Annotated in this window: 18 protein-coding genes; 2 read left to right on the plus strand and 16 right to left on the minus strand. The window is 43.0% G+C overall.

What is annotated here, in order from left to right:
* Nucleotides 1–135 precede the first annotated feature (135 nt).
* The 4 genes from STYK_RS07745 to STYK_RS07760 form a co-directional block, all read right to left on the minus strand.
* Nucleotides 136–1,731, minus strand: a complete 1,596-nt coding sequence (locus STYK_RS07745) for a hypothetical protein (protein WP_261804823.1) — start codon at nucleotides 1,729–1,731, stop codon at nucleotides 136–138.
* Between the two features lie 11 nt (nucleotides 1,732–1,742).
* Entirely contained in the window at nucleotides 1,743–2,153 is a 411-nt protein-coding gene (locus tag STYK_RS07750) for a peptide deformylase (protein WP_261011697.1), read from the minus strand.
* 114 nt (nucleotides 2,154–2,267) lie between these two features.
* The gene (gene yghU / locus STYK_RS07755) at nucleotides 2,268–3,059 is read right to left on the minus strand and encodes a glutathione-dependent disulfide-bond oxidoreductase (protein ID WP_261804824.1); all 792 of its coding nucleotides are present in this window, start codon (nucleotides 3,057–3,059) and stop codon (nucleotides 2,268–2,270) included.
* 12 nt (nucleotides 3,060–3,071) lie between these two features.
* Nucleotides 3,072–5,768, minus strand: coding sequence for a cation-translocating P-type ATPase (locus STYK_RS07760; RefSeq protein ID WP_261804825.1), 2,697 nt, complete (start codon nucleotides 5,766–5,768; stop codon nucleotides 3,072–3,074).
* Nucleotides 5,769–6,074: 306 nt separating this feature from the next.
* Between STYK_RS07760 and mntE the strand changes: the two genes are divergently transcribed.
* The gene (gene mntE, locus STYK_RS07765; RefSeq protein ID WP_261804826.1) at nucleotides 6,075–7,259 is read left to right on the plus strand and encodes a CDF family manganese efflux transporter MntE; all 1,185 of its coding nucleotides are present in this window, start codon (nucleotides 6,075–6,077) and stop codon (nucleotides 7,257–7,259) included.
* A gap of 36 nt (nucleotides 7,260–7,295) precedes the next feature.
* On the opposite strand, the gene STYK_RS07770 is transcribed toward mntE, so the two are convergent.
* The 8 genes from STYK_RS07770 to cdaA all read right to left on the minus strand — a co-directional run bounded on the left by STYK_RS07770 (nucleotide 7,296) and on the right by cdaA (nucleotide 15,702).
* Nucleotides 7,296–9,167, minus strand: a complete 1,872-nt coding sequence (locus STYK_RS07770) for an ABC-F family ATP-binding cassette domain-containing protein (RefSeq protein ID WP_049551631.1) — start codon at nucleotides 9,165–9,167, stop codon at nucleotides 7,296–7,298.
* Entirely contained in the window at nucleotides 9,164–10,363 is a 1,200-nt protein-coding gene (locus STYK_RS07775) for a CCA tRNA nucleotidyltransferase (protein WP_080713145.1), read from the minus strand. The genes STYK_RS07770 and STYK_RS07775 overlap by 4 nt, the downstream gene beginning before the upstream one ends.
* On the minus strand, nucleotides 10,360–11,127 hold the full coding sequence (dapB, locus tag STYK_RS07780; protein ID WP_261804827.1) for a 4-hydroxy-tetrahydrodipicolinate reductase: 768 nt from the start codon (nucleotides 11,125–11,127) through the stop codon (nucleotides 10,360–10,362). The genes STYK_RS07775 and dapB overlap by 4 nt, the downstream gene beginning before the upstream one ends.
* Nucleotides 11,128–11,403: 276 nt before the next feature.
* Nucleotides 11,404–12,252, minus strand: coding sequence for a DegV family protein (locus tag STYK_RS07785; RefSeq protein ID WP_261804828.1), 849 nt, complete (start codon nucleotides 12,250–12,252; stop codon nucleotides 11,404–11,406).
* 1 nt (nucleotide 12,253) lies between these two features.
* Complete coding sequence (locus STYK_RS07790; protein WP_001050087.1) at nucleotides 12,254–12,628, minus strand: DUF1149 family protein; 375 nt, start codon at nucleotides 12,626–12,628, stop codon at nucleotides 12,254–12,256.
* Nucleotides 12,629–12,701: 73 nt separating this feature from the next.
* Nucleotides 12,702–14,054 carry a phosphoglucosamine mutase gene (gene glmM / locus STYK_RS07795; protein WP_261804829.1) on the minus strand — a complete coding sequence of 451 codons (1,353 nt, stop codon included), beginning with the start codon at nucleotides 14,052–14,054 and terminating at the stop codon, nucleotides 12,702–12,704.
* Nucleotides 14,055–14,078: 24 nt separating this feature from the next.
* Nucleotides 14,079–14,858: a CdaR family protein gene (locus STYK_RS07800; RefSeq protein ID WP_261804830.1), complete on the minus strand. Its 780-nt coding sequence runs from the start codon at nucleotides 14,856–14,858 to the stop codon at nucleotides 14,079–14,081.
* The gene (gene cdaA / locus STYK_RS07805; RefSeq protein WP_261804831.1) at nucleotides 14,845–15,702 is read right to left on the minus strand and encodes a diadenylate cyclase CdaA; all 858 of its coding nucleotides are present in this window, start codon (nucleotides 15,700–15,702) and stop codon (nucleotides 14,845–14,847) included. Before cdaA ends, STYK_RS07800 begins: the two co-directional genes overlap by 14 nt.
* Nucleotides 15,703–15,839: 137 nt before the next feature.
* On the opposite strand from cdaA, the gene STYK_RS07810 reads away from it, so the two are divergent.
* A complete protein-coding gene (locus tag STYK_RS07810) occupies nucleotides 15,840–16,808 on the plus strand; it encodes an NAD(P)/FAD-dependent oxidoreductase (RefSeq protein WP_261804832.1) in 969 nt (322 codons plus the stop codon).
* Nucleotides 16,809–17,229: 421 nt separating this feature from the next.
* Here STYK_RS07810 and whiA read toward each other — a convergent pair whose 3' ends face one another.
* Genes whiA through STYK_RS07830 form a run of 4 tightly spaced genes read right to left on the minus strand, consistent with a single transcriptional unit; the run spans nucleotide 17,230 to nucleotide 20,434 of the window.
* The gene (whiA, locus tag STYK_RS07815; protein ID WP_000011282.1) at nucleotides 17,230–18,141 is read right to left on the minus strand and encodes a DNA-binding protein WhiA; all 912 of its coding nucleotides are present in this window, start codon (nucleotides 18,139–18,141) and stop codon (nucleotides 17,230–17,232) included.
* Nucleotides 18,138–19,115: a YvcK family protein gene (locus STYK_RS07820; protein ID WP_261804833.1), complete on the minus strand. Its 978-nt coding sequence runs from the start codon at nucleotides 19,113–19,115 to the stop codon at nucleotides 18,138–18,140. The genes whiA and STYK_RS07820 overlap by 4 nt, the downstream gene beginning before the upstream one ends.
* Nucleotides 19,112–20,002, minus strand: a complete 891-nt coding sequence (gene rapZ, locus STYK_RS07825; protein WP_000163061.1) for an RNase adapter RapZ — start codon at nucleotides 20,000–20,002, stop codon at nucleotides 19,112–19,114. The genes STYK_RS07820 and rapZ overlap by 4 nt, the downstream gene beginning before the upstream one ends.
* Before the next feature lie 51 nt (nucleotides 20,003–20,053).
* Nucleotides 20,054–20,434: a RidA family protein gene (locus STYK_RS07830; RefSeq protein WP_261804834.1), complete on the minus strand. Its 381-nt coding sequence runs from the start codon at nucleotides 20,432–20,434 to the stop codon at nucleotides 20,054–20,056.
* Between the last annotated feature and the right edge of the window lies 1 nt (nucleotide 20,435).

The raw sequence follows: 20,435 nt of genomic DNA on the forward strand, positions 1-20,435 counted from the left end.
GAGACTGGGGAAAAAGGCATTAAAATTAAAAAATGCATAGTATCAGGAATTGAGAAATCTTGATACTATGCGTTTTATGATGGAAAGATTTACTTCATTTTTTCCTGAAATTGAGGTTTTGCCCAGCCTCTCCTCTTACTGAACTTTAAAGGTCTTGAGATAGTTGTCTTTTCCTACTTGACCTTCGAAGGTTTTACCATTTTCGAGGTAAGGCAGGTCATCTGATACAGAGGCCTTAACCTTGTAAATCTTGCCATCAACTTTAAAGAAGTAGACGGTGTCGCCCTTGATAACAGCTGATTTGAGGTCTGCTACCACACCCTTGATACTTTCTGTGGTTTCATTATCAATTTCAAGATCGTTTTTGTTGGCGTACTTGCTGAGCAGTTCTTCCACAGTGGTGGCTACGATAACATTTTGGTACTCGACTGCGTCTACCAAAGCGTACTCTTTGACCAAGCCAGCATTGTCCTTCAAGCCCATGATGTAGAGAGGCTTGTCATTGATGTTGATGAGGATTGGGAAGGTTGCCTTGTAGGATTTCTCCTGAACAGCACCTTCGGCTGATTCACGGGCTGATTCTTCGGTCGCAGAAGCCAAGCTATACTTAGTGATTTCTCCTGTTCGCATATTTTCAAGAATGAAACCAAGATTACTTTCATCTGCATTGGCCGATGTCACACCTGTGTAGAGGTAGATGTCATTACCGATAGACAAGTAATTATAGCCCTTGGTAGTTTGGGTCACGTTTTTCTTGGAAATCATGGCATTCCAGAAACCATCCTTGTACTTGCCGTTGTAGTTGATTTGCTCAATGGTTTCCTCAGCTGGATAGACCCTGTCCACCCATTCCGGAACATCTGCCAAGCTGTATTCCTTGGTTTCTCCATTTGTAGCATCCAAGATAATGACTGAAACAGGACGAGGAACCGCAAGCCCAAATTGCTTTTGGTAAACTGTAGCCACATAGAAAGGATTGCCCTCATCGTCCACCTCGAAAGATGGAGTTTTAAAGATCTTAGTTGGGTACTTCAAGCGCAGGTGACGTTTGACGTCGCGGTTAAAATACTCCGAGTCCGAATACTTGATTGGTGTCTTCAAGTCCACCAAGTCCGCATTCCCGGTTACCATGTCCACCTTGATATACTCGCCGATTCCCTTGGCCTGATTGTTAAACCATTTTATAGGATCTGCGTATTCTAGTGGTGTAACCCGATAAGGTTTCCCATCAATCGTCAATTGGGTATAGGTATCTGCCGCTACGTACTGCGATACCTTATCCGTTAGGGAACCCAAGTAGCGGTCACCAATTTTTTCAGCAGTACTTCTATCTAAGATAGGAACCTTACTGGTATCAGTCTTAGGAAAATCAGTAAAGTCTTTTTCCGTAACCGTGACTACATTGGCATAATTTTTAGCCTGAAAAATGCTGGAAGTCAGCAAGGAAACCAAGGCTGCTAAGAGAAGAATTCCTCCAATAGAAGCTAAAAGGATTTTCCCTAACCGATTGATTTTGAAACCCTCTAGATTTAAGGCAGCTTCTGCCTTGCCGTGGCGCACATGAACCGTTTTGACCAGATTGATTCCCTTGCCAAATCCAAATAAGACTGCTACAACCAGCAAATGCCCACAGAGGAAAAAGAGAAATTCCCAGCTGGTCAGGTTAAGAGGCGGTAAAAAGATATACCAGGTCGTTGCGATAAAAATAAGTTCAAAGATTATCCGCTTCATTTACTTTCCTCCTAAATGATTCGTCCTTCCAAGTGATCCAGTTCATGCTGACAAATCTGGGCTGGGAAACCGGTCAAGGTAATGGTCTGTTCTTGCCACTTGCTGTCACGATAGGCAACCCTTATGGTTTCATAACGCTTAGTAGGTCTCACGCCTGTCAAGGACAAACAACCTTCCTCTGTCTCATAAGGTCCTTCAAAGGACAGGAGCACTGGATTAAACATGACCATAGGAATCAAGCCAAGATTAAAGATAATCACGCGCTTCTGCACCCCAATCATATTGGCAGCCAGACCGATACAGGTCTCACGATTTGCTAAGAGCGTATCTTGTAAATCTCTGGCAAGATACAGATCTTCCTGACTTGCCGGCTGAGACACCTGTGATAAAAACAAAATGTCCTTTACAATTTTCTTCTCCACTTCCTCACACTCCTCTTGCTTTTTACTATATTATAGCAATTATAGCACAAAAGCTGATAACTGCAAGCCCTTTCCCTCAACTGTAGCAAAAAGCCATCCGAAGATGACTTTTTACTACTTAATTTCTTTATAAGTTACTTCCATCCCACGCTGAACAGCAGGACGATTGGCAATTTTTTCTGCCCAGTTTACTAGATTCTGATAACTTGAGGCATCCAAGAATTTTGCAGAACCTTGGTAAAGTTTTCCTTGAACTAACTGTCCATACCAAGACCAGATGGCAATATCTGCAATCGTATAGTCATTGCCTGCAATATAAGGTTTCTGAGCCAATTCCTTATCCAATAAATCCAACTGGCGTTTCACTTCCATCGTAAAACGGTTAATAGGATATTCCAATTTTTCAGGAGCATAATTGAAGAAATGTCCGAATCCCCCACCTAGAAAAGGTGCTGCACCTGCTTGCCAAAATAGCCAATTCAAAACTTCTACCTTTTCCACAGGATTGCTTGGTAAAAAGGCTCCAAATTTCTCAGCAAGGTATAAAAGAATATGAGCAGACTCAAAGACTCTTACATTTTCAGTCCCTGACTGGTCCAACAAGACTGGAATCTTTGAATTTGGATTGAGCTTTACAAAGTCTGAACCGAATTGATCCCCATCCATGATAGCAATCTTATACAAGTCGTAAGCCGCTTGCTCAAAACCAGCTTCTAGTAATTCTTCCAATAAGATAGTGACCTTCACACCATTTGGTGTTCCCAGTGAATAAAGCTGAAAAGCTTGTTCTCCTTTTGGCAAGTTTTGTTCGAAACGCGCACCTGCTGTTGGTCTATTTAATCCTGTAAAGGCTCCTTGATTACTAGCTTCATCCTGCCATACGGTCGGTAATTGATAAGCTGACATCCGAAACCTCCCTTAAATCGCATTCTTGTCAAAACCGAGTTTGCGTTGAATAAACTTAACAATTTCGACAATAATAATCATTGAGAAGCTTCCAGCCATAACAATTCCCCATTGAGACAAGTCTAGTTTGGTTACGTGGAAGATTCCTTCAAGCGGTTCTACGACAATTGTTGCCATAAGAAGGATGAAGGATACCAAGATGGACCAGTTAAATGTCTTAGACTTGAATGGACCAACTGTCAAGATGGATTGGTAAACAGACTTGACATTGTAGGCATGGAAGAGCTGAATCAAACCAAGGGTTGCAAAGGCCATAGTAAGGGCATCTGCATGAATGGCATGATTGTCACCCACATGAACTGGGTAAAGAAGGGCAAGGCCATAAACACTCATAACAAGGGCTGCTTGGAGTACACCTTGATAGATGATAGAACTGAAAACACCACCTGAGAAGAAGCTTGCCTTGCGTCCACGTGGTTTATGGTTCATGACACCAGGCTCAGCTGGCTCAACACCTAGTGCAATTGCCGGGAAGGTATCTGTTACCAAGTTGATCCACAAAAGATGAACTGGCTGCAAGACATCCCAACCAAACAAGGTTGATAGGAAGATAGTTAATACTTCAGCAGTATTGGCAGAAAGTAGGTACTGAATAGTCTTTTGAATGTTTGAGAAGACCTTACGTCCTTCTTCAACTGCAACGATGATAGTCGCAAAGTTATCATCTGCAAGAATCATATCAGAAGCCCCCTTAGAAACCTCTGTACCAGTGATTCCCATACCGATACCAATATCGGCTGTTTTCAGAGCTGGCGCGTCATTGACACCGTCACCTGTCATGGCAACGACTTTACCTTGTTTTTGCCAAGCCTTGACGATACGAACCTTGTGTTCTGGAGACACACGGGCATAAACAGAGTATTGACCAACAACTTTTTCAAATTCTTCATCTGACAGTTCATTGAGTTCAGCACCAGTTAAAACGTGACCTTCTGTATCGTTTGCGTCAATGATTCCCAAACGTTTGGCAATGGCTTCCGCTGTGTCTTGGTGGTCACCTGTAATCATAATTGGACGGATTCCCGCTTCCTTAGCCACACGAACAGCCTCAGCGGCTTCAGGACGTTCAGGGTCAATCATCCCAATCAAACCAGTAAAAATTAAATCATTTTCAAGCTCTTCAGAAGTGAGATTTTCTGGAATGCTGTCAATAATCTTATAAGCACCTGCAAGGACACGCAAGGCTTGATGAGCCATTTCAGAGTTGTTTGTATGAATGAGATTTGTAACCTTCTCATCAATCGGAGCAATATCCCCAGCCTTATCACGAAGAACACAACGTTTCAAGAGTTGGTCTGGCGCACCTTTAACAGCTACGAGGAAGCGTCCATCTGCAAGTGGATGAACTGTTGACATGAGCTTACGTTCAGAATCAAATGGCAACTCAGCCACACGTGGATATTTCTCTAAGAAACCTTTAACATCGTAGCCCTTGTCCAAGGCATACTGGATGAAGGCTGTTTCAGTAGGGTCACCAATCAGATTGCCTTCGACATCAATCTTAGTATCGTTAGCTAAGACTACTGAACGTAGAAGCGGCATTTCAAGACCCAGTTCAATGTCATCAGCTGAGTCATGTAGGACTGCATCATAGAAGACTTTTTCAACGGTCATCTTGTTCATGGTCAACGTACCAGTCTTATCAGAAGCGATGATTTCCGTTGAACCAAGTGTTTCTACTGCTGGCAACTTACGAACGATAGAGTTTCGTTTGGCCAAAACTTGAGTACCAAGGGCAAGAACGATGGTCACGATAGCTGGGAGCCCTTCTGGAATGGCTGCAACAGCAAGGGCAACAGAGGTCATCAACTCACCGAGTGGATTTTTCCCTTGAATGAAGACTCCAACTACAAAAGTAACAAGGGCAATGACCAAGATTGCATAGGTCAAGACCTTAGAAAGGTTGTTCAAGTTTTGTTTAAGTGGTGTGTCTGTCTCATCTGCATCTTGAAGCATACCAGCGATATGACCAACTTCAGTATACATACCAGTATTGACAACAACACCAAGACCACGACCATAAGTAACGTTAGAGTTTTGGAAGGCCATGTTGACACGATCACCGATACCAGCATCTGTAGCAAGTTCAACTGTCAAGTCTTTTTCGACTGGCACAGACTCACCTGTAAGAGCTGCTTCTTCGATTTTAAGAGAGTTGGCTTCAAGCAAACGTAGGTCTGCAGGTACTACATCACCTGCTTCAAGGGCAACGATATCTCCAGGTACCAATTCTTTAGAGTCAATCTCCGCCATATGCCCATCACGCAGAACGCGGGCAGCTGGACTAGACATGGATTTGAGGGCTTCGATAGCTTCTTCTGCTTTCCCTTCTTGGTAAACACCAAAGGCAGCATTGATGATTACCACGGCTAAGATGATAATGGCATCTGCGATATCTTCCCCACCAGAAGTCACGACTGACAAGATTGCTGCCGCAACTAGGATGATAATCATCAAATCCTTAAATTGCTCGATGAATTTGACCAGGATTGATCGTTTCTCGCCTTCTTCGAGTTCATTGTGGCCAAATTCTGCAAGGCGCTTTTCCGCCTCACTTGATGACAAACCTTGCTCGGTCGCATCCACAGCCTGCAAGACCTCTTCAGGACTCTGAGTGTAAAACGCTTGGCGTTTTTGTTCTTTTGACATGTGTCTCCTCCTTGACATTGTGTGCAAAACAGACTCTCTTTTCCCCATCGTATCTTTTCACGACAAACAAAAAGAGACCTGTTAATCATAACAAGTCTCGCTGTTTAAGATAGTGCCGGAAAGCATACTTTTCAGTATAAAATTCGGAATGACGACACTATCACAGGTTTCTGCCAGCTACTCCCTTGAGTAGTACTATTATACCAAATTTTGAAAAGTTTTCAAAGAGTAAAAACTGCCTTATTTGAATTTTCCCTTGAAAACCAGTATAATGGTAAAATGCTATGTGACTAGAAAGGAAGTTGAATGAAGCAATCTATCTCAAATCTCAAGTTAGCTGAGCGTGGGGCCATTATCAGCATTTCGACCTATTTGATCTTGTCTGCAGCGAAATTAGCAACTGGTCATCTTCTTCATTCATCCAGTTTGGTAGCCGATGGTTTCAACAACGTATCAGATATTATCGGAAATGTTGCCCTCTTGATTGGGATTCGAATGGCGCGCCAACCTGCAGACCGTGACCACCGTTTTGGCCACTGGAAGATTGAAGATTTGGCTAGCTTAATCACTTCCATCATCATGTTTTATGTCGGTTTCGATGTACTTCGGGATACCATTCAAAAAATTCTCAGTCATGAAGAAACGGTCATTGACCCTCTTGGTGCAACCCTAGGAATCATTTCTGCAGCGATTATGTTTGTAGTTTATCTCTACAATACTCGCCTCAGTAAGAAATCTAACTCTAAAGCACTTAAGGCCGCAGCAAAGGACAATCTTTCTGATGCTGTTACCTCACTTGGTACTACTATTGCCATCCTAGCTAGCAGTTTCAATTATCCCATTGTGGATAAACTGGTTGCCATTATCATCACTTTCTTTATCTTGAAGACTGCCTATGATATCTTTATCGAGTCTTCCTTTAGTCTTTCAGATGGCTTTGACGACCGTCTGCTTGAGGACTATCAAAAGGCCATTATGGAAATTCCCAAAATCAGCAAGGTCAAGTCGCAAAGAGGTCGCACTTACGGTAGCAATATTTACCTGGATATCACGCTGGAGATGAACCCTGACCTGTCTGTTTTTGAGAGTCACGAGATTGCGGATCAAGTCGAATCTATGCTGGAGGAACGTTTTGGCGTCTTTGATACCGATGTTCATATTGAGCCAGCACCTATCCCTGAGGATGAAATTTTAGACAATGTCTACAAAAAATTGCTTATGCGCGAACAATTGATTGATCAGAGAAATCAACTGGAAGAATTCTTGGCTGACGATTTTGTCTATATTCGTCAAGATGGAGAACAGATGGATAAAGAGACCTATAAAGCCGAAAAAGAGTTGAATTCTGCTATCAAGGACATCCAAATCACTTCTATCAGTCAGAAAACAAAACTCATCTGCTATGAGTTAGATGGTATCGTCCATACCAGTATCTGGCGTCGCCACGAAACTTGGCAAAATGTCTTTCATCAAGAAACCAAAAAAGAATAGAGAAATCCTGTCATGAGACGGGATTTTTCTATTCTTCTAGCTATCAAAGTCACTTAGATACTCATAGCGTTCGTATTTTTCAAGGAGTGCTTCGTTTTTCTCATCCAGTTCTTTTTGGAGAGTAGCCAGTTTGCCAAAGTCAGAGCCGTTGGCCTGCATCTCCTCTTCAATAGCAGCGATACGATTTTCCAAGGTTTCAATATCGCCTTCAATGCTTGCCCACTCCTGCTTTTCTTGGTAGGTCATGCGTTTCTTGTCTTCACGGACCTTGATCACTTTCTCCTTTTCGGCCTTTTGCACTTGATTGGCCATCTCTGTTTCAAAGGCTTTTTCATCAAGATAGTCGGTGTAATGACCAAAGAAAGGACGAATCTTGCGATCCTCAAAAGCCAGAATCTTGGTCGCTACCTTATCCAAGAAATAACGGTCGTGACTAACTGTCAAAACAGGTCCCGCAAATCCTTGCAAGAAATTCTCCAAAACTGTCAAGGTTGCAATATCTAAATCATTGGTTGGCTCGTCTAAAAGAAGAACATTTGGTTTTTCCAAGAGCAGTTTGAGGAGATAAAGGCGTTTTTTCTCTCCCCCAGACAATTTCTCAATCAAGGTTCCATGCGTCGAACGTGGGAAAAGGAACTGCTCCAGCAACTCTGCAATCGAAGTTGTAGAACCACCGCTGGTCTTGACCTCTTCTGCCACTTCCTGCAAGTAATTGATCACTCGCTTGCTTTCATCCAAACCCTCAATTTGCTGAGAGAAATAGGCGATGCGAACAGTTTCCCCAATCACAACTTGTCCTGCTGTCGGCTCAAGACTGCCTGCAATCAGATTAAGCAGGGTTGATTTTCCAACACCGTTGTCCCCAACGATTCCAATACGGTCTTTGGCCTGCACCAAGAGATTAAAATCTTGCAAAATAGGCTTGTTTTCATAGGCAAATGAAACATCCTGAAACTCGATGACTTTCTTCCCAATCCGACTGGTTTCAAAGTTCATAGTCAAGTCTGTCTCAGCAACGCCGCCTGAAACTTCCTTTTTCAGGTCGTGGAAACGATTGATACGAGCCTGTTGCTTGGTCGCACGCGCCTGCGGTTGTCTACGCATCCAGGCCAATTCTTGCTTATAGAGTTGTTCCTTTTTGTGGAGAAGAGCCGCATCGCGTTCATCCTGTTCCGCCTTAAGGCGAACATAGTCCTGATAATTCCCTTGATACTCTGTCAAGCCTGCGCGATCCAACTCGAAAATCCGTGTTGACAAAGCGTCTAAGAAATAACGATCGTGAGTGATAAAGAGAACTGTCTTCTTAGAATTTTTTAAAAAGAGGGTCAGCCACTCAATAGTCGCAATATCCAAATGGTTGGTCGGCTCATCCAGAAGCAAGAGGTCGTGATTGCCAAGTAAAACTTGCGCCAACTGGACTCGTCTTCTTAGGCCACCTGATAATTCCCCAACAGGAGTAGATAAGTCTTGAATACCCAGCTTGCTGAGAACGGTCTTGACCTGACTCTCAATTTCCCAAGCTTGAAGAGAATCCATCTCTGCCATAACCCGTTCCAAACGAGCCTGCTTATCCTCACTGTAGTTGAGCATGATCAACTCATACTCACGAATAAGCTGGATTTCCTTGAGGTCGCTGGATAGGACCGTATCCAAGACCGTCTTGCTATCATCAAAATCAGGATCTTGAGTCAAGTAACCAATCTGGTAATCATTTTTAGCTGAAAAAGGACTGACATCCCCATCAAAGCCAGAAACACCAGAAAGGACATCTAAAAGGGTGGTCTTGCCAGTCCCATTGACACCAATCAGACCGATTCTGTCTAGGTCATGGATGATAAAGGAAATATCCTTAAAAACGGTCTTATCACCGACGGATTTACTTAGTTTTTCAACGATAAAATCACTCATTTTTTCTCCCTCAAGTAAGCATGGATGGCTTGACGGTCATTTTCCAATTCTCCATCGACAATGGCATATTCAATCTCTGTTAAAATCTCTCCCAAGTCTGGGCCTGGTTGATAGCCATATTCCTTAATCAAAATGCCACCATTAATCTGAATTTCTTTCTTATCATGAATGGTCAAACTCTGGTAAGTTTCTGTAATTGCTTGTGGGTTGACTTCTTTTCCTTGGGCTTGACGAAGATTTTCAGCCTGTAAAAGCAAATCCAAGTCAAAGCGGTAACAATCGCGCTTGCTCAATTCTCCCTTTTCACGCAAGGTCAAAATAGTCAGTAAATCCTGAACTTGCTTAGCAAACTGACGTGAGGTCTTCCAAGCCTTCAAAAATGGCTGCGCATTTTCAATATCCAAAGCCCACAGTAGAGCAGCCCAGGCTTGCTCTGAAGATTCAAAGGTGAAATCAGTCTCCAAATCAAACAGTCTGTTAAGCTCGTCCTGGCTAGCTGCCATATCAGGGAGATAATCATAAGCTTGACTCTCAATCATGGAAGTCAAGCCCCTTCTCCAAAATGGAGCCAGCAAGAGTTTATCAAACTCAACGAAGGTACGCTCCACAGAAATTTTCTCCAAAAGTGGCGTCAAAGTCTTCATAGCTTTAAATGTTTCTGACTCAAGCTCAAAGCCAAGACTGGCCTGAAAACGGAAGCCACGCATAATCCGCAAAGCATCTTCGTTGAAACGCTCACTTGCCACTCCAACCGCCCGCAAAACTTGATTTTCTAAATCTTCTAAACCATGGAACAAGTCAATGATTTCTCCTGTATCGTCCAAGGCAAAGGCGTTGACTGTGAAATCACGGCGCTTGAGGTCTTCTTCTAGCGAGCGCACAAAGGAGACCGCACTGGGTCTGCGATAGTCCACATAGACATCCTCTGTCCGAAAAGTAGTCACCTCATACTCCTCGTCCCCATCTAAGACCAAGACAGTTCCATGCTCGATTCCGATATCGGCTGTTCGCGGAAAAATCTGCTTGGTTTCTTCTGGATAAGAAGACGTCGCAATATCCACATCATGGATAGGACGATTGAGGAGGGCATCTCGAACAGAACCTCCAACAAAATAGGCCTCAAAACCTGCTTCTTTAATTTTTTCTAATACTGGTAAAGCCTTCTGAAATTCAGAAGGCATTTGCGTTAATCTCATAATAAGTGTTCTAATCCATAGACAAGCTCATGACGCTTGACAACTTCTTTAATTCCCAAATTCACCCCTGTCATGAAGGAGCTGCGATCATAGGAGTCATGACGGAGGGTCAATCCTTCTCCCTGATTGCCAAAAATGACTTCCTGATGGGCTACCAAGCCTGGCAAACGAACTGAGTGGATGCGCATGCCATCAAAGTCAGCACCACGGGCACCTGCAATCAATTCTTCCTCATCTGCTGCACCCTGCTGGATAGACTCTCGAACTTCTGCCATTAACTCAGCTGTTTTAATAGCAGTTCCACTCGGAGCATCCTTTTTCTTGTCATGATGGAGCTCGATAATCTCCACATTTGGGAAATATTTAGCAGCCTGCCTTGCAAATTGCATGAGTAAAACAGCACCCAAGGCAAAGTTAGGAGCGATCAGGCCACCCAAATCTTGAGCACGAGAAAATTCTTTTAGCTCTGCAATTTCTTCACTCGTGAAACCAGTTGTTCCAACTACTGGAGCAAAGCCATTTTCAAGAGCAAAGCGTGTGTTTTCATAGGCAACGGCTGGTGTAGTAAAGTCTACCCAGACATCCGCTTCAAAGCCTGCTAAATCAGTCTTATCCTTGAAAACAGGAATACCCTGCCATTCTGACTCAGGCTCAAAAGGATCTAAAACTGCCACTAAGTCCAAGTCTGGATCAGCCAAGACCATCTGACAAGCAGCTTGCCCCATCTTTCCCTTAAAACCAGCAATAATTACTCGAATACTCATCTCTACTCCTGTCTAAGATACAAAGCCTGTAGGAACACAAAGTGAAAATAGGAGTTCTGATCAAGGAGTAGATACTCCTTGGAAGAACTATCTTTTTCACACAGGGTTCCAGGCGTGTTCAATTATCAAGATACAAAGGACCTTAGCTGCCCATGAAAAATAGGGAATGGCGCTGACTTTCCACGAAAGGAAAAACAGTCATCTTTTTTCAAGAGGCAGGTGGTCCGTGTTCAATCTCTAAGATACAAGATTTCTTAACTAGCTCAAAAGCGCCAACTAAATCACTGGAATATAACCTAAAGCAATGCTTCCTGCTCCTAGGTGTGTTCCAATGACACTACCAAATGTAGCAAGTGAAATATCTGTACCCACTCCAGATTCAAGTAAGTGCTGACGCAATTCTTCAGCCTTTTCAGGAGCATTTCCGTGAATGACAATGATACGGTATTTGCCTGAAGCTGTGGCTTCCTTGATAATCTCAATTAAACGCTTGGCTGCTTTCTTTTCCGTACGAACTTTTTCGTACACTTCAATCACACCTTGGTCGTTAAAATAGAGGATTGGCTTAATGCTTAGCAGATTGCCCAAAATCGCAGCTCCATTTGAAAGGCGTCCCCCTTTTACCAAATGATCCAAATCATCGACCATGATGAAAGCTGACGTACGGCTTATTTGAATGGCTAGCTTATCCTGAATGATGGCAAAATCATCTCCTTGATCTCGCCAGTTAAAAACGCTTTCAACCATGATGCCCAACGGAGCACTTGTAATCAAAGTGTCTGGAAAAGCAATGGTTAAGCCCTCATAGTCATCGACCATATACTGGATATTTTGGTAAAAACCTGAAATTCCAGAAGATAGAAAAATTCCTAAGGCATGGGTATAGCCTTGTTCTTTGAGCGAAGTTAAGATTTCATCTAACTTGGCAATGCTTGGTTGACTGGTCTTAGGCAATTCAGAAGCCTGAGCCATTTTTTGGTAAAATTCCTCAGCAGTCAGATTGACACCTTCAACATACTCCTCACCATCAATATTGACAGGAATATCCAAGACAAACAAATCTTCTCTTTGTAAGGTCTCTGCACTGAGATAAGCAGAAGAATCTGTGATAACAGCTAATTTCATATTAGAACTCCAAATTGATTCCTGGTAAGTCTAATGCAATTTCAGTTACTTCGTAAGTCAAACGATTGAGCATGTTCAAACATGGACGAGCCAAGGTTTCCACTTCTTCTTGACTCAATTCACTTGGTTCATTGACAATACGGCCATCGATATGGTTCACCTGTGAAATAGTGCCACTAATGACAAACTTATCAAATACAATCATAAAGGTCAAGATGACAATTAAAGAAGTCACTTGATTTTCTTGATCATGTTGGAGTAATTGGAAATTCACATCTACCTTGGTTTCAGGAGCTCCATTTTCATTTTCCCATTCAAAATTACGCGCATCAAAATGATACTGACTAACAAATTCTTGTTCACGTTTAAGATTCATGTCTCTCTCCCTCGGCTACAATGTTATAAGCTATTGTACCATAATTTTTTATTTTCATCTAGTTTTCTAGGATTTAGTCAATCCCGATTTCAGCTCGAACTACATCAGCGATGGTATCAACATAGTAGTCCACTTCTTCTGTTGTAGGTGCTTCTGCCATGACACGCAAAAGGGGTTCTGTCCCACTTGGGCGAACAAGGATACGGCCATTCCCTGCCATTTCAGCTTCCATCTTCTCGATAATTGCCTTGATAACTGGCACTTCCATAGCCTTTTCCTTCATGGCATTTTCCACTCGGATATTGACTAATTTTTGTGGATAGATGGTTACTTCTGCGGCCAACTCTGACAAGCTCTTACCAGTTTCCTTCATGATTTTCGTCAATTGGACTGCTGATAATTGACCATCACCAGTTGTATTGTAATCCATCAAGATGACGTGACCAGACTGTTCACCACCAAGGTTGTAGCCTGATTTTCTCATTTCTTCAACAACGTAGCGGTCGCCGACTGCAGTGACTGCCTTGTTAATACCTTCACGGTCCAAGGCCTTGTGGAAACCAAGATTAGACATAACAGTTGTCACAATTGTATTTTGGGCCAATTGTCCTTTTTCAGAAAGGTATTTCCCGATGATGTACATAATCTTATCACCATCGACGATGTCGCCATTCTCATCGACAGCAATCAAACGGTCACTGTCTCCGTCAAAGGCCAAACCGATAGCTGACCCGCTTTCTTTGACCACTTCTTGAAGGGCTTCTGGGTGTGTAGAACCAACATTGAGGTTGATGTTAAGACCGTCTGGAGTTTCCCCGATAACCATCAATTGAGCACCGAGATCAGCAAAGATTTGACGGGCACTTGTAGAAGCTGCTCCATTAGCTGTATCCAAGGCAACCTTCATTCCTTCAAGAGGAGTTCCTGTTGAAACCAGATAGCCTTCATACTTACGCAAGCCTTCTGGATAATCTACCAAAGTTCCCAAACCTTCTGCACTTGGACGAGGAAGAGTATCTTCCACAGCATCTAGCAAGGCTTCAATTTCTGCTTCTTTTTCGTCATCCAGTTTGAAACCATCACCACCAAAGAACTTGATTCCATTATCAAGGGCTGGATTGTGGCTGGCAGAAATCATGACACCGGCACTTGCACCTTCAGTTTTAACCAAGTAAGCTACTGCTGGTGTTGCCAGAACGCCTAGTTTGTATACGTGAATACCAACTGAAAGAAGACCTGCCACCAAGGCAGATTCTAGCATTTCCCCTGAAATACGTGTGTCACGTCCCACAAAGACTTTCTGTGCTTCCGTTTCATGTTGGCTGAGAACATAGCCTCCAAAACGTCCTAACTTAAAAGCCAATTCTGGTGTTAGTTCTACGTTAGCTTCCCCACGGACTCCATCAGTCCCAAAATATTTACCCATTTTTATAAAATCCTTTTTCTATTTTTAATTCGTTTTTGAACTAGTTGCTTTCGTTGACGAAGATGTCTCCGACGAACTGCTTGTAGTTGAATTTGATGCGCTTGAACTTGGTGCTACTGGTTTTGTAGTGACCTTCATTGTTGTATCAAACGGAGTGATCACTACTGGTAAGACTACCCCGTTGCGATCGATCGCCTGCAAAGGTACCGAACCACTGTAATTACCTGTAATGCGTTCGCTGGTTGGTAAAAGTGCAATAATCCGATCGATTTTAGCTAATGTTTCCTGGTCAGTTGTGACAGAAACCCGTTCATTTGACACGGTTACACTATCAAGTTGTAGCTTCGGATCAATCTGGCTTTGGTCAACTTGTGGCACAACAAGCATCCCATCTCGCTTAACCTTCTTCCCAACTTTCACTGTGATCTTTTGAGGTGTAGCCACAGCGGTCAATCCGCTAGGAAGATTTTCAATGGTCAAAGGAACTTCAATCGTTCCAACACTAGCATCTGTCAAATCCGCTGTGACCTTAAACTTACGAGTGCTTTCCTGCATTTCACTGGCCAAGGTCACACGATTGGCTCCGGTTAATATCACGGAAACCTCTGATGCAAATCCGCTAATGAAATACTGGTCATCATCATAATGAATATCGATAGGAACATTTGTTACCGTATTGGTATAAGTTTCTGATTTGACCTGCCTTACAGTATTGTTATTTTGAAAGTTGGTTGACGTTGCATAGATGAATAAGACACAAGCAAAAAAGAGAGATGAAATGATATATAGACTATTTTTTCTCATATTTCCAACCTCCTAGCAAACGGTCCTTGAAACTAGCTTTCTCTTCAACAGCTGGCAAAAGAATTGTTCTCAACTCTGCTTCAAATTCTTCAATCGTCAAATCATGCTTGAAAATCCCATTGTAGGTAATAGAAATGCCACCTGTTTCCTCTGAGACAATGAAGGTCAAGGCATCAGACACTTCTGATAAACCGATAGCCGCCCGGTGTCTGGTACCAAATTCCTTGGAAATCCCTGTACTTTCTGTCAAGGGAAGATAGGCAGAAGTCACTGCGATTCGATTTTCTCTAATAATCACAGCACCATCATGTAGGGGAGTATTGGGAATAAAAATATTGATGAGGAGTTCTGCTGAAATTTTGGCATCCAAGGGAATTCCTGTCGCAATGTATTCTTGTAAGGTCCGAACTCGTTGAATAGCAACCAGAGCACCAATCTTACGAGGACTCATATATTCAACTGACTTAACAAAGGCACGAATCATTTGCTCTTCTGCACTAATTTGAGCAGTAGAAAAGAAATCTGTCGCCCTTCCCAAGCGTTCCAAACCAGTCCGAATCTCTGGAGAGAAGATAACAACCGCAGCAATAACCCCATAGGTGATAATTTGATTAATCAACCAAGAAATCGTTGTTAAACCAAGGATATTAGCCACAACCTGGGCTAATACAAAGATCACGACCCCCCGCACCAAAATCATAATCTTGGTGCCAGCTATCGCTTTTGTAAAACGATATAAAATATAGGCCACAATCAAAATATCAAACACATTGATGGCAATACTCCAAGTACTAGAAAACAAGCTAGTCCAATATTGCAGATTGGATAATTGTTGAAAGTTCATCTGCTGTCTCCTCTCTGTCCAAACACGTTCCTTTCTATTATACCATTTTTCTGGCATTTTTTTCCCTATCCTACTTCATTTTAAATTAAGGAAAAATATGATAAAATAAATTGACTAGAAAAAACAAAGGAGAAACCATGTCTCAACTCTATGATATTACCATTGTAGGTGGTGGTCCTGTCGGGCTTTTTGCAGCCTTCTATGCCCACCTACGCCAAGCCAAGGTCCAAATCATCGACTCCCTTCCCCAACTAGGTGGCCAACCTGCTATTCTCTATCCTGAAAAGGAAATACTCGACGTCCCAGGTTTCCCAAATCTGACTGGAGAAGAGTTGACTAACCGTCTAATCGAGCAATTAAATGAATTTGATACCCCTATTCATCTCAATGAAACGGTTCTTGAGATTGAAAAACAAGAAGAAGGATTTGTCATCACAACTTCTAAAGGAAGTCACCTGACTAAAACAGTTATCATCGCTATGGGTGGCGGTGCCTTTAAACCACGTCCTCTAGGACTAGAAGGCGTTGAAGGCTATGAAAATATCCACTACCACGTTTCCAACATCCAGCAATACGCTGGTAAGAAAGTGACGATTCTTGGTGGAGGAGACTCGGCTGTGGATTGGGCTTTGGCTTTTGAAAAAATTGCACCAACTACCCTTGTTCACCGCAGAGATAATTTCCGCGCCTTGGAGCACAGTGTTCAAGCCTTACAAGAATCATCTGTATCCATCAAGACACCATTCGTTCCTAGCCAACTCCTTGGAGATGGAAAAACGCTTGACAAATTGGAAATCACAAAAGTTAAATCTGATGAAACAGAAACTATTGACATAGACCACCTCTTTGTCAACTATGGTTTCAAATCTTCTGTTGGTAATCTTAAAAACTGGGGTCTGGACCTCAACCGTCACAAGATTATCGTCAATAGCAAGCAAGAATCTAGCAAGGCAGGTATCTATGCTATCGGTGACTGCTGCTACTATGACGGAAAAATTGATCTGATTGCGACAGGCCTCGGAGAAGCACCAACCGCTGTTAACAACGCCATCAACTACATCGACCCTGAGCAAAAAGTGCAACCAAAACACTCAACCAGTTTATAAAAAATAACCACGAGTCAAATGCGATTCGTGGTTTTATAGTTCATCGGCTATCTTGTTAGCTCATATTTTCCCCGTCTTTAACAAAAATAAAAATGCCTATCAAACTGATAAAACATGTGATATAATAGGGACGGCACTAACAATACGCCTTGGAAAAGGAGGTATTACAGATGCTAGAACTTCTCAAAATAGTACTTATCGCAGTCATCGAGAGTATCATCTCATGGCTGGTGACTCGTTGGTTAGACGATCACTTCGACAAGTAACCTTCCTGGTTAGTGCTATCTAACCCAGAAAAAATCCCCTCGGTATTGCAGTACCGAGGGGATTTCTGTTAGCACTAAAATGCTAGAACTTCTCAATTCCCCTTTATTATCTCACATACTCTATTTAATTGTCAAGAAAGAGGTGTTTTATATCTTTATAACTCATCGGCTATCTTGTTAATTTTTCTGAGTCTGTGGTTAACACCACTTTTGGTCAGAGGGGTGCTGAGTCTATCTGCCAACTGTTGGATAGAGTAGTCTGGGTGCTGAATCCGCAACTGCGCTACCTCCTGCAAATCCACTGGCAGATTTTCTAAGCCCATGATATCTTTGATTTTGCTGATATTGTTGATAGTCTTCATGCTGGCAGAAACTGTCCGAGCGATATTAGCTGTCTCAGCATTATTTGCCCGATTGAGATCATTACGGGTTTCTCGTAAAATCTTAACTCGCTCAAAATCATCACGCGCCCGCATAGCACCAATGACAATCAAGAAGTCCATGATATCTTCGGCTCGCTGGAGGTAGGTCACAGCCCCCTTCTTGCGCTCAAGCACCTTGGCATCCAGTAAAAATTGCTGAAGAAGGGAGGCAATCCCTTGCGCATGGTCTAGATAAACAGAACTGATTTCCAACTGGTACTTACCCGATTCAGGGTCACGAATGCTGCCATTTGCCAAGAAAGCGCCACAAAGATAAGCACGACCTGCTTCCTCATCTGACAAAATCTCCTCATCAATACCTGTTTCCAGGCCAAAGAAGGAGTCTGCCAAGTGCAAATCACTCAACAAGTCCTGCACCTTTTCATCCGTAAAAACGGTATAGACTCGATTCTTGCGAAGATTGCTCCGTTGGTGGTGGCGAATTTCCGATTTGATTTCATAGAAATGGAGAAAGGACTCATAGAGGTGCCTAGCCAGCTTGGCATTTTCTGTCACGACGGACAAGGTTAGGCCCGAGGTCGAGAGACCGATACTACCAGACATCTTGATAATGGCTGATAATTCATGCCTGCTCAGATGGTGCTGACCCAGGATTTCTTCTTTTACTGCTACTGTGAAACTCATTTTCTCACCTGTATAATCCGCATCAACTCGTCCACAATCAAATCTCCATCGTGGAAGGCACCTCCATTTTCCAGACGAAGGAAATTAGATGAAATCACGCGCGGAACTTGCTTACAAAGACCAGCAAAATCGTGTTCCACCTGGACCAAGTATTCATCAAAACGGTTGGAATTCATGTATTCCTGAGGCACTTTTTCGATATTCACCAAGACAGTATCGATAAAAGGTCGGCCAAGGTGACCATGCAAGACCTCCACATGGTCACTATCTGTAAAGTACTCTGTCTCTCCACGTTGGGTCATGATATTGCAGACATAGGCGATTTCTGCCTTGGTTTCCAAAAGCGCCTGCCCGATTTCCTTAATCACAATATTTGGCAAAATCGAGGTAAAGAGGGAACCAGGTCCGAGGACAATCATGTCACTTTCAAGAATGGTCTGCACTACTCGACGGCTAGCCAGAGGCGTATCATCGTTGAGGGTATTGGTCACATAAACATGGTCAATCATGCCTGGATGGTCTGCAATATGGCTCTCTCCAGCTACCTCTGTCCCATCCTGAAAAACTGCGTGCAGGGTCAAAGGATGGTCACTGGAAGGATAAATCTTCCCAGTTGTATGGAAAAATTTGCTCAGTAACTGCATGGCATTATAGGTCGAGCCCTGCATTTCTGACAGGCCAGCGATAATGAGATTACCCAGTGGATGGCCCGCAAAGGCTCCAGCATCTTCAGAAAAACGGTACTGAAAGACCTTCTCATAAAACTTAGGCATATCAGACATGGCCACAAGAACATTGCGAAGATCACCTGGCGGTGTCAACTGCTGCATATTTTTTCGGAGTTCACCTGATGAACCACCATCATCCGCCACCGTTACGATAGCAACGATTTCCACATCTTTTTCACGCAGACTTTTAAGAATGACGGGGATCCCAGTCCCTCCACCAATCACCGTTATCTTTGGTTTTCTCATGAACGGTTTACCGTTTCCTTTCTCCGGTCTTTGTCGCGATGCCCTTCATTAACAGGCCAATTCTTGGATAAGTCCTGCGCCAAGCGTTTAGCAAAGGCCACACTACGGTGTTGTCCACCCGTACATCCCATGGCAATGGTCAAAACGGACTTACCTTCCTTTTGGTAACTTGGCAAAATCGGTTCAATCAAGGCCAACAAATGTTGATAAAAGTCTTCGGACTCTGGATGGTTCATGACATAGTGATACACTGGTTCATCTACACCCGTTTGGTTTCTCAGTTCTGGTAGGTAGTAGGGATTTGGCAAGAATCGGACATCAAATACCAAGTCCGCATCAATCGGGATACCATACTTAAAGCCAAAAGACATGACTTCGATACGGAAAGACTGGGCTTGTTCTTGGTCTGAAAACTGCTCTGCAATGGTTTTACGTAGCTCACGTGGAGTGAGTTCAGTCGTATCCACCACATTTTGGCTCATGTTTTTCAAAGGCGCCAAGAGCTCACGTTCCAGTTTGATACCATCTAAAATCCGACCATCTGCAGCTAGAGGGTGGCTTCGTCTGGTTTCCTTGTAACGAGCGACCAATTCCTTATCAGCTGCATCCAAAAAAAGAATTTTAAAGTCCAGTTCTTCCTTGTTTTCCAACTCATCCAAAACAGTTTGAATCTCTGAGAAGAAAGAACGGCTACGCATATCCACTACCAAGGCCAACTTATGGTCGTCTTCCTTTGTTTCCACCAACTGCAAAAACTTAGGCAAGAGAGCTGGCGGCATATTGTCAATGGTGAAATACCCCAAATCCTCGAAGGACTGAATGGCTACAGTTTTCCCAGCACCACTCATCCCTGTCACAATCACCAAGTGAAGTTGTTTCTTTGTCATCTGTTTCTCCTTATATCAAAAGAAGCTTGGCAACACCAAACTTCAACTAGCTTATCCAATCTCTGCGATGACTTCAATTTCGACTTTTACATCACGAGGAAGACGAGCTACCTCCACAGCTGAACGAGCTGGAAATTCCTCTTTAAAGGCCGTTTGGTAAACCTCGTTAAAAGGAACAAAGTCGTTCATATCGCTCAAGAAGCAAGTAGTTTTGACAACATAGGCAAAGTCAGTTCCTGCTTCTGCCAAAATAGCACCGATGTTTTTCAAGACTTGTTCTGTCTGTTCTTGGATAGTCTCTCCAACGATTTCCCCAGTTTCAGGAGAGAGAGGAACTTGACCACTAGCAAACAAAAGGTTGCCAACGATTTTTCCTTGAACATATGGTCCGATAGCCTTTGGAGCTTTGTCTGTATGAATTGTTTTTGCCATT

It is taken from the genome of Streptococcus toyakuensis, from assembly GCF_024346585.1.
Lineage (GTDB): Bacteria > Bacillota > Bacilli > Lactobacillales > Streptococcaceae > Streptococcus > Streptococcus toyakuensis.

Bases quoted from the DNA above. Each gene is read 5' to 3' on its own strand.
- glmM (WP_261804829.1), bottom strand. From the start codon at position 14,054: ATGGGTAAATATTTTGGGACTGATGGAGTCCGTGGGGAAGCTAACGTA.
- STYK_RS07775 (WP_080713145.1), bottom strand. From the start codon at position 10,363: ATGAGATTAACGCAAATGCCTTCTGAATTTCAGAAGGCTTTACCAGTA.
- mntE (WP_261804826.1), top strand. From the start codon at position 6,075: ATGAAGCAATCTATCTCAAATCTCAAGTTAGCTGAGCGTGGGGCCATT.
- yghU (WP_261804824.1), bottom strand. From the start codon at position 3,059: ATGTCAGCTTATCAATTACCGACCGTATGGCAGGATGAAGCTAGTAAT.
- STYK_RS07790 (WP_001050087.1), bottom strand. From the start codon at position 12,628: ATGAATCTTAAACGTGAACAAGAATTTGTTAGTCAGTATCATTTTGAT.
- STYK_RS07785 (WP_261804828.1), bottom strand. From the start codon at position 12,252: ATGAAATTAGCTGTTATCACAGATTCTTCTGCTTATCTCAGTGCAGAG.
- STYK_RS07745 (WP_261804823.1), bottom strand. From the start codon at position 1,731: ATGAAGCGGATAATCTTTGAACTTATTTTTATCGCAACGACCTGGTAT.
- dapB (WP_261804827.1), bottom strand. From the start codon at position 11,127: ATGAGTATTCGAGTAATTATTGCTGGTTTTAAGGGAAAGATGGGGCAA.
- whiA (WP_000011282.1), bottom strand. From the start codon at position 18,141: ATGAGTTTCACAGTAGCAGTAAAAGAAGAAATCCTGGGTCAGCACCAT.
- cdaA (WP_261804831.1), bottom strand. From the start codon at position 15,702: ATGAACTTTCAACAATTATCCAATCTGCAATATTGGACTAGCTTGTTT.
- STYK_RS07760 (WP_261804825.1), bottom strand. From the start codon at position 5,768: ATGTCAAAAGAACAAAAACGCCAAGCGTTTTACACTCAGAGTCCTGAA.
- STYK_RS07810 (WP_261804832.1), top strand. From the start codon at position 15,840: ATGTCTCAACTCTATGATATTACCATTGTAGGTGGTGGTCCTGTCGGG.
- STYK_RS07830 (WP_261804834.1), bottom strand. From the start codon at position 20,434: ATGGCAAAAACAATTCATACAGACAAAGCTCCAAAGGCTATCGGACCA.
- STYK_RS07800 (WP_261804830.1), bottom strand. From the start codon at position 14,858: ATGAGAAAAAATAGTCTATATATCATTTCATCTCTCTTTTTTGCTTGT.
- STYK_RS07820 (WP_261804833.1), bottom strand. From the start codon at position 19,115: ATGAGAAAACCAAAGATAACGGTGATTGGTGGAGGGACTGGGATCCCC.
- STYK_RS07770 (WP_049551631.1), bottom strand. From the start codon at position 9,167: ATGAGTGATTTTATCGTTGAAAAACTAAGTAAATCCGTCGGTGATAAG.
- rapZ (WP_000163061.1), bottom strand. From the start codon at position 20,002: ATGACAAAGAAACAACTTCACTTGGTGATTGTGACAGGGATGAGTGGT.